General features: G+C 64.5%; 8 protein-coding genes and 1 pseudogene. All 9 read right to left on the bottom strand.

Features of this window, described 5'->3' with window-relative positions:
* Window positions 1-233: 233 nt before the first annotated feature.
* The 9 genes and pseudogenes from NKI20_RS19530 to NKI20_RS19495 all read right to left on the bottom strand — a co-directional run bounded on the left by NKI20_RS19530 (window position 234) and on the right by NKI20_RS19495 (window position 8,599).
* Entirely contained in the window at window positions 234-1,046 is an 813-nt protein-coding gene (locus NKI20_RS19530; RefSeq protein WP_352833203.1) for an enoyl-CoA hydratase family protein, read from the bottom strand.
* A complete protein-coding gene (locus NKI20_RS19525) occupies window positions 1,043-1,513 on the bottom strand; it encodes a MarR family winged helix-turn-helix transcriptional regulator (protein ID WP_352629899.1) in 471 nt (156 codons plus the stop codon). The genes NKI20_RS19530 and NKI20_RS19525 overlap by 4 nt, the downstream gene beginning before the upstream one ends.
* Window positions 1,507-2,265, bottom strand: a complete 759-nt coding sequence (locus NKI20_RS19520; RefSeq protein WP_352833200.1) for an SDR family NAD(P)-dependent oxidoreductase — start codon at window positions 2,263-2,265, stop codon at window positions 1,507-1,509. The genes NKI20_RS19525 and NKI20_RS19520 overlap by 7 nt, the downstream gene beginning before the upstream one ends.
* 145 nt (window positions 2,266-2,410) lie before the next feature.
* Window positions 2,411-4,699, bottom strand: a complete 2,289-nt coding sequence (locus NKI20_RS19515; RefSeq protein ID WP_352833198.1) for a bifunctional salicylyl-CoA 5-hydroxylase/oxidoreductase — start codon at window positions 4,697-4,699, stop codon at window positions 2,411-2,413.
* An 85-nt stretch (window positions 4,700-4,784) separates the two neighbouring features.
* Window positions 4,785-4,993, bottom strand: a pseudogene (locus NKI20_RS33755) (hypothetical protein); the annotation flags it as partial.
* A gap of 41 nt (window positions 4,994-5,034) precedes the next feature.
* The gene (locus NKI20_RS19510) at window positions 5,035-5,871 is read right to left on the bottom strand and encodes an ATP-binding cassette domain-containing protein (RefSeq protein WP_352604070.1); all 837 of its coding nucleotides are present in this window, start codon (window positions 5,869-5,871) and stop codon (window positions 5,035-5,037) included.
* The gene (locus NKI20_RS19505; RefSeq protein WP_352833195.1) at window positions 5,864-6,754 is read right to left on the bottom strand and encodes an ABC transporter ATP-binding protein; all 891 of its coding nucleotides are present in this window, start codon (window positions 6,752-6,754) and stop codon (window positions 5,864-5,866) included. Before NKI20_RS19505 ends, NKI20_RS19510 begins: the two co-directional genes overlap by 8 nt.
* Window positions 6,751-7,599 carry an ABC transporter permease gene (locus tag NKI20_RS19500; RefSeq protein WP_352833192.1) on the bottom strand — a complete coding sequence of 283 codons (849 nt, stop codon included), beginning with the start codon at window positions 7,597-7,599 and terminating at the stop codon, window positions 6,751-6,753. Before NKI20_RS19500 ends, NKI20_RS19505 begins: the two co-directional genes overlap by 4 nt.
* Entirely contained in the window at window positions 7,592-8,599 is a 1,008-nt protein-coding gene (locus NKI20_RS19495; RefSeq protein WP_352833189.1) for an ABC transporter permease, read from the bottom strand. The genes NKI20_RS19500 and NKI20_RS19495 overlap by 8 nt, the downstream gene beginning before the upstream one ends.
* Window positions 8,600-8,626: the final 27 nt, after the last annotated feature.

Below are 8,626 nucleotides of genomic sequence, written 5' to 3'. Positions count from 1 at the left end.
AGAGAGAAGACGGACAAACCCCGTTTTACGGGGCATGCACATGCGGCATTTCGATTCACTCAAAACTTTCCCCGGACAGCCCTGCGCAAGGGGGGAGATTGGCAACTTCAATCTTGCCGTCCATCCTGCAACGCCGGCGATCGGTGAAAGCGATGCGTTCAGCTGATCTCCCCCCTTGCGGGGGAGATGGCCGGCAGGCCAGAGGGGGGTGCCTGGGCGCGAACCGCTCATCCTCAATCCCCCTCGAACACCGGCTTTTCCTTGGCCACGAACGCCTTGTAGGCGCGCTCGAAGTCCCGGGTCTGCATGCAGATCGCTTGCGCCTGAGCTTCCGCTTCGATCGCCTGGTCGAGGCCCATAGACCATTCCTGGTTGAGCTGCGTCTTGGTGATGCCATGGGCGAAGGTCGGGCCGGAGACGATGCGCGCCGCCATGTCGAGCGCGTCGGCCTCCAGCGCTGCGGCATCGACCAGCCGGTTGTAGAAACCCCAGCGCTCGCCTTCATCAGCCGTCATGGTGCGGCCGGTGTAGAGCAGTTCGGCGGCGCGGCCCTGGCCGATGATGCGCGGCAGGATCGCGCAGGCACCCATGTCGCAGCCGGCAAGGCCGACACGGGTGAACAGGAACGCGGTCTTGGCTTCCGGCGTGGCGATGCGGATATCGGAGCTCATCGCAATGATGGCGCCGGCGCCGACCGCAACGCCATCGACCGCCGCAATGATCGGCTTGCCGCAATTCAGCATCGCCTTGACGAAATCGCCGGTCATGCGGGTGAAGGCGAGAAGCTGCTTCATGTCCATCTTGACCAGCGGGCCGATGATGTCGTGGACATCGCCGCCGGAGCAGAAATTGCCGCCATTGGACAGGAACACCACGGCGTCGACGTCGTCGGCATAGACGAGGTCGCGGAACGTGTCGCGCAGCTCGGCATAACTGTCGAAGGTCAGCGGGTTCTTGCGCTCCGGCCGGTCGAGCCGGACCTTGGCGATCCTGCCCTCGACCTCCCACAGGAAATGCTTCGGCTTGCGCCCGGCCATCCCAGTCATTCGCGTCCCTCCCAGTTGCTGCGGAACGAGGTCAGCATGCCGGTCAGCCGGCGCGCGTCGTCCTCGCTGACCTTGCCCAGCAATTCGCCGATCCAACCTTCATGCGCCGCGGCGATGGCGGCAAAGGTTTGCGTGCCTTCCTCGGTCAGCCGCACCATCGAGGTGCGGCGGTCACCATTGCGGCGCGCGCGTGCCACCAGCCCTTCCGAAACCAACCGGTCGACAATGCCCGTGACATTGCCGTTGGACACCAGCAGGAAGCGCGACAGGTCGCTCATCAGCATGCCTTCCGGCACCCGATAAAGGGCTGCCATCACGTCGAAGCGCGGCAGCGTCGTGTTGAACTCCTTCTTCAGGCGCTCGCGCAGCTCGGCCTCGATCGTGCGCGAGGCACGCAGCAGCCTGATCCATAGACGCAAGCGGTCCTTGCCGGGTCCCGACGGCGCGGGCAGGGGGCCGGCTACCATGTTTCGCCTCCTGAGATGGAAATCGCCTGTCCGGTGATCGATTGGGCGGCGTCGCCACATAGCCACAGCACGGCGGCGGCGACCTCTCGCGGCTGGATAAAGCGGCCTTGCGGATTGGTCGAGGCCAGGCTCGACCGGGCCTGTTCGACCGAACGGCCGGTCTTATCGATGATGCGCTGGATGGATTCCTCCAGCATTTCGGTCTCGACAAAGCCGGGGCACACGGCATTGACGGTGACGCCGGACTTCGCCGTCTCGGCGGCAAGAGCCCGCATCAGGCCGACGACGCCATGCTTGGCGGCCACGTAAGGCGCGACATAGGTGTAGCCTTTCAGCCCTGCCGTGGAGGCGATGAAGATAATGCGACCAGTCCCCCGCTCGGCCATGCCGGCCAGCACCGGCTTCACGGTCAGAAAAGCGCCGGTCAAATTGACGTCGAGTGTCCGCTGCCAGTCGTCGAGTGCGGTCTTGTGCGCTGGCGTGCTGCCGGCCATGCCGGCATTGGCGACGACGATGTCGAACGGCCCACGTGCAGCTTGTGCCGTTTCATAGAGCGAGACCATCGCCGCCTCATTGGTCACGTCGCCGGCGATGCCGAAGATGCGGTCGTTTTCCCCTGCCACCTTGGCAAGCTCCGCTTCCCGGCGGCCGCAAATGGTGACGTCGATGCCGGCACCCGCCAGCGCCAGCGCGATGGCCCGGCCAACGCCGGAGCCGCCGCCAGTGACCAGCGCATGCTTGCCCGCGATCATGCGCCAATCCTCGAGACTTGGCGCCACGTACCCCCTATCGATCGCAAACTCATGCGGTTTCCGCTGGGTCGAACGCAACATAGTCCCCCTCCCCCTTGTGGGGAGGGGCTGGGGGTACAGCGCCGACGTAGCAAGCGAAAAGCACTCATACTTTCAGCCCCGCCGCCGCATCACGCTCGGCCAGCCGGTAGATCTGATCGCGTCCCGGCAGATAAGGATCCGGCCATTTGACGCCACGGTCGCCAAGCGTGACAGCCGCATGCAGGGTCCAGTAGGGGTCGGCGAGATGCGGCCGTGCCAGCGCCACCAGATCTGCGCGGCCGGCCATCAGGATCGAGTTGACATGGTCCGGCTCGTAGATGTTACCGACCGCCATGGTGGCCATGCCGACCTCGTTTCGGATGCGGTCGGAAAACGGCGTCTGGAACATGCGGCCGTAGACGGGCTTTGCCAGAGCCGATGTCTGGCCGGCCGAGACGTCGCAGATGTCGATGCCGGCCTCATGCAGCAGTCGCGCGATCTCGACCGCGTCGGCCGGCGTCACGCCTTCGATGCCGACCCAGTCATTGGCCGAAATGCGCATCGAGATCGGCTTCTCCGCCGGCCAGGCGGCGCGCACCGCGCGGAAGACTTCGAGGGGATAGCGCATGCGGTTTTCCAGCGAGCCGCCATAGGCATCCGTACGCCGGTTGGTGACCGGCGTGATGAAAGACGACAAGAGATAACCATGCGCGGCGTGGATCTCGAGCATGTCGAAGCCGCAACGGTCGGCCATCTCGGCGGAGGCCACGAATTCGTCGCGCACGCGGTCCATGTCGGTGCGGTCCATCGCCTTCGGCACCTGGTTCTCAGGCGACCACGCAACGGCCGATGCCGCCATCACCGGCCAGTTGCCCGAGGTCAGCGGCACGTCGGTGCCCTCCCAGCCAAGCCGGGTCGAACCCTTGGCGCCGGAATGGCCGATCTGGGCGCAGATCTTGGCTTCGGTCTCTGTGTGAACGAAATCGACCAGCCGCTTCCACGCCAATTCATGTTCGGGCGCATAGAAGCCGGGGCAGCCGGGCGTGATGCGGCCTTCAGGGCTGACGCAGGTCATTTCGATATAGATGAGGCCGGCGCCGCCCTTGGCCCGTTCGGCGTAATGGGTGAAATGCCAATCGGTCGGGCAGCCGTCGACAGCCTTGTATTGCGCCATCGGCGAGACGACGATGCGGTTCTGCAGCTTTAGATCGCGCAGCTTGAACGGCGCGAACATCGGCGCGCGGCGTATGCCGCCTGCGCCCGCCTGGCGCTGGAACCACTCCTCCGCGCCGCCCAGCCATTCGGCATCGCGCAGCCGCAGATTCTCGTGGCTGATGCGCTGCGAGCGGGTCAAAAGCGAATAGTTGAACTGCACCGGATCGAGGCCGAGATAGCGCTCGACCTCCTCGAACCATTCGAGCGAATTGCGCGCGGCCGATTGCAGCTTCAGCACCTCGGTGCGGCGGGCATCCTCATATCTGCGGAACGCAGCATCGAGGTCCGGCTCGGACTCGACATACTCGGCCAGCGCCACCGCGCTTTCCAATGCGAGTTTGGTGCCCGAGCCGATCGAGAAATGCGCCGATGCCGCGGCATCGCCCATCAAAGCCAGATTCTCGTAGGACCAGCGCTCACACAGCACGCGCGGAAAATTGATCCAGGCCGAACCACGGATATGGTTAGCATTGGTCATCAGCGCGTGGCCGCCAAGATGTTTTTCGAAGATGCGCTCGCAGACGGCGATCGATTCCTGCTGCGACATCAGACCGAAGCCGAAGGCAGCCCAGGTCTGTTCGCTGCATTCGACGATGAACGTCGCGGTGTCGCTGTCGAACTGGTAGGCGTGCGCCCACACCCAGCCATGTTCGGTCTTTTCGAAGATGAAGGTGAAGGCATCGTCGAATTTCTGGTTGGTGCCGAGCCACACGAATTTGCATTTGCGGGTGTCGATGTCGGGCTTGAAGATGTCGACGAAAGTGTTGCGCGCCCTGGAGTTCAGGCCGTCTGCAGCGACGACCAGATCATGCGTATCCATGTAAGGTCGGGGATCGGCAATGTCGGTCTCGAACAGGAGCTTGACGCCGAGTTCTCGGGCACGGCGCTGCAACAGGATGAGCAGCCGCTTGCGGCCGATGCCGCAAAAGCCATGCCCGGTCGAAACCGTGCGCACGCCGTCATGAATGACGGCGATATCGTTCCAGTAAGCAAAGTGCTTCTTGATCCAGACGGCGCTGACCGGATCGTTTTTCGACAGATTGTCGAGCGTCTCGGCCGACAGCACGACGCCCCAGCCGAACGTGTCGTCGGCGCGGTTGCGCTCGAACACCGTCACCTCGTGCGCGGCGTCCCTGAGTTTCATCGAAATGGCAAAATAGAGGCCGGCTGGTCCACCGCCGAGAACCGCAACCTTCATGTCTGCGATCTCCTCTTCGCTTGCTGCTTTCAGTATCGCGCCGGCGGCAAATTATTTCAAGCTTAAAGTTTCATATCGAAATGATTCAACGTCGCACCTGTTTGGCGTGGTCGAGGAACATCCGCAAGCACGCATTGCCATCGCTTATCCGGTTCTTCGGGCTCCATAAGACCGTCTCGGCGCGCTTCTCGTAAGCCATGCCCGAGGGATAGCTGATCGCTTCCAGTTGCAGCCCCTACGGCGCCTGGAATGCGGCCCCCACGGCGCCTGGAAGGAGGGGATGGTCTGACCGGCGGTCGCATGTCCGAGGCTCGCTTTTCGGCGTGCGTGTGCATTCATGTCGCGGCCTTGGCGGCGGCAGGGATGTCCAGCCAACCCGGGTCGATTTCCGGCAGCGGAATGGCTGCGATGAGATCGCGCGTGTAGCTCTGCTGCGGATTGTCGAACAAGGCATCGGTGGCGCTCGCCTCGACGATCACGCCTTCGCGCATGACGATCACTTGCCGGCACAGCCGCCGAATGACCGACAGATCGTGGCTGATGAAGGCGACGGTCAGGCCCATCTCGGCCGCAAGCTTTTCCAGCAGGGTCAGGATCTGCGCCTGCGTCGACACGTCGAGGCCGGAGACGATCTCGTCGGCCAGCACGAATTTCGGCGACAGCGCCAAGGCGCGGGCAATGCCGACACGCTGGCGTTGGCCGCCCGACAGTTCATGGCGGTAGCGGCTGGCGAAGCTCTGCGGCAGGCCGACGCGCTGCAACGCCTCGGCGATGCGGGCCTTCAGATTGTCGCCAAGTCCGTTCTGCTTCAGCGGTGCCGCGATGATGGTGGCGATGGTGCGGCGCGGGTTGAGCGACGACATCGGGTCCTGGAAGATCATCTGCAGGTTGCGACGCAGTGGCCTGAGCTCCGCCTCCGGCAGATGCGTGATATCGCGGCCCTCGAAACTGATGCTGCCGGCGCTGGGCTCCAAGAGGCGAACCAGAGCACGGCCGAGCGTCGATTTGCCGGAACCGGATTCGCCGACGATGCCGGTCACAGACCCCTTGGGCAGGTCGAAATCCAGGCCTTTCAGGATCTGGGCCAGCGGCGCGCGGCCAAACAGCGGCTTGCGCGTCATATCGGGCAGCGCCACCTTAAGCCCGCGTACGGAAAACAGCGGCTCAGCCATGCTGGCGCCTCCAGGCCTGGTCGGCGGCCGCAATCTCGGCGGCAAGCCCGGCCAGCACCGCCTCATCCACGGGTTTCAGCGAAGCGTATGGGTCGGTGTAGCGCGGCGTCGCCGCCATCAGCGCCCGTGTGTAGGGATGCTGGGGTGCTGCGAAAAGGGCAGCCGTCTCGGCCTCTTCCACCACCTTGCCGGCATAGAGCACCGACACTTTCTGGCTGATCTTGGCGACGACGCCGAGATCGTGGGTGACGAACAGGATCGCCGTGCCGTGCTCGCGCTGCAACGCAGCGATCAGCCGCAGGATCTGCTTCTGCACGGTGACGTCGAGCGCCGTGGTCGGCTCGTCGGCGACGATCAGCCGGGGCTCGGCGGCGAAAGCCGCGGCGATCAGCACGCGCTGGCGCATGCCGCCGGAAAGCTCGTGCGGATAGCTTTTCAGCACACGGTCGGGGTCGCGGATCTGCACCTCGTCGAGCAATCGCCGAATGCGCGTATCGGCCTTCTCGCCGCTCCAGCCGAGGATGCGCACCAGCCGGTCGGTCATCTGCGGGCCGATGCGCCGAGACGGGTTGAGCGCAGTCAGCGGATCCTGCGGGATCAGCGCCGTGCGGGCGCCGATCAGCGTGCGCCGTGCCTTGGGCTGAAGCCGGCCGAGGTCCTCGCCCTCGAGCAGCATGTCGCCCTCGACGATGCGCACGCTCGGCGGCAGCACGCCGAGCACCGCCTTGCCGATCATCGTCTTGCCGGCGCCGCTCTCGCCGACCAGCGCGCGCACCTCGCCGGGCTGGACGGAGAGACAGACCGAGCGCAGAACGCGCTGGCCGTTGGGCAGCACCGCGCTCAAGCTGCGGATATCGAGGCAGGGTTTGACGGCTACGCTCATCGCAACACTGGATCGAAACGTGCCTTCAGGGCTTCGCCGAACTGGCTGAACGACAGCACGGTCAGGATCAGCGTGATCAGCGGAAACACCAGCACCCACCAGGCCTGGTGGATCGACAGCCGGCCCTCGGCGATGATGCCGCCCCAGGTCGGATCGTCGGTCGAGATCGACAGATTGACGAAGGACAGGATCGCTTCGACGATGACGGCGATGCCCATCTCCAAGGATAGCAGCGCCACGATCGACGGCACCACATTGGGCAGCACCTCGCGCAGCATGATGCCGATGCGGCCATAGCCTGCGATGCGGGCGTTCTCGACATAATCCATGCGCGACTGGCCCATGGCCTCGGCGCGGATCACGCGGCAAAAGCGCGTCCAGTCGATGATGGCGATGGCGAGGATGACGGAGCTCAAGCCTGTGCCGAGCACCGCCACCAGAAGGATGGCAAACAGCACCGGCGGAAACGCCATCCAGACGTCGACGATGCGCGAGATGATGCGGTCGGCCCAGCCGCCGAAATAGCCGGCGACCAGCCCGAGCGTCGAGCCGGCAAGGCACGCCGCTATGGCCGCGGCAAAAGCGACGATGAAGGCGATGCGGCCGCCGAAGATCAACCGCGACAGCAGATCGCGGCCGAGGCTGTCGGTGCCGAGCCAATAGCCGGGCTCGGCTCCATCGATCCAGAATGGCGGCAGACGCTGGAGCATCAGATCCTGCGCCAATGGATCCTGCGGTGCGACCAGCGGGGCGAAGATCGCCGCCAGCAGTGCCAACAGCAGCCAGCCGCCGGCCAGCCACAAACGCGGCGACACACCTCGCCTTCGAGCGCGGCTATCATCCATGGCGCAGCCTCGGATTGAGCAGGGCGTACATCATATCGACGCTGAGGTTGATCAGCACGAACAGCAACGCGAAGACCAGCACGATGCCCTGGATCAGCGGCAGGTCACGGTTGATGACCGCGTCGATCGCCATGTTGCCGAGGCCTTCATAGGAAAACAGCCGCTCGACGATGACCGTGCCGCCGATGAGGAAGGTGAACTGCACGCCGACCAGCGTCAGCGTCGGCAAAGCGGCGTTCTTCAGCGCCTCGCGCAGGATGACTTGCGTTTCCGAGAATCCCTTCACGCGCGCCAGCACGACATAGTCGAGGTCGAGCACTTCCTTCAGCGACTGTTTCAACAGCTGCGAGATGATTGCGGCGAGCGGCAGCGCCAAAGCCACGGCCGGCATGAGCATGTGCTTCAAGAGATCCCAGGTGAGGTCGAGGCGCAGCCGAAGCAGGCTCTCGAACAGATAGAACTGGGTGACGAAGGGCAGGTCGAGTTGTGGCGATACCCGGCCGGAAATATCGAAGATCGGCACCAGAACGCCGAACAACAGGATCAGCACCAGGCCCCACAGGAAATCGGGAATCGAAAGCGCCGCGCCGCTGGCGACGTCGATGCCGGCTTCGACCGCGGTGCCGCGCTCGCGTGCGCCGAGGATCGCCGTCGTGCCGCCGAGTGCCACCGCCATAAGGAGCGCAACGATGGCGAGCTCCAGCGTCGCCGGCAGCCGGTTGAAGACGAGGCCGAGCACGTCTTGCCGCAGCGAAATCGAAGTGCCGAAGTCGCCCCTGACGACGCCGGACAGCCAGATGAAGAACTGCTGCACGATGGTCTTGTCGAGGCCGTAGAGCGCGCGCAGCCGGGCAATGTCTGCATCTGTCGCGCCGGGCGGCACCATAATGGCGATCGGATCGCCGGGCGCTACGCGGATCACGATGAAGACGACGACGGCCACGCCGAACAGCGTGATCAGCATCGTCAGGAGACGGATCAGGAATCTTTGCAGGAGCATCTAAATCCTTGCAGGAGCCCGCTGGCT

This window comes from Mesorhizobium sp. M0830, assembly GCF_040319965.1.
Lineage (GTDB): Bacteria > Pseudomonadota > Alphaproteobacteria > Rhizobiales > Rhizobiaceae > Mesorhizobium.
The sequence above is the reverse complement of the archived record's forward strand: the minus strand, read 5'-3'. Positions and strand labels throughout refer to the sequence as shown.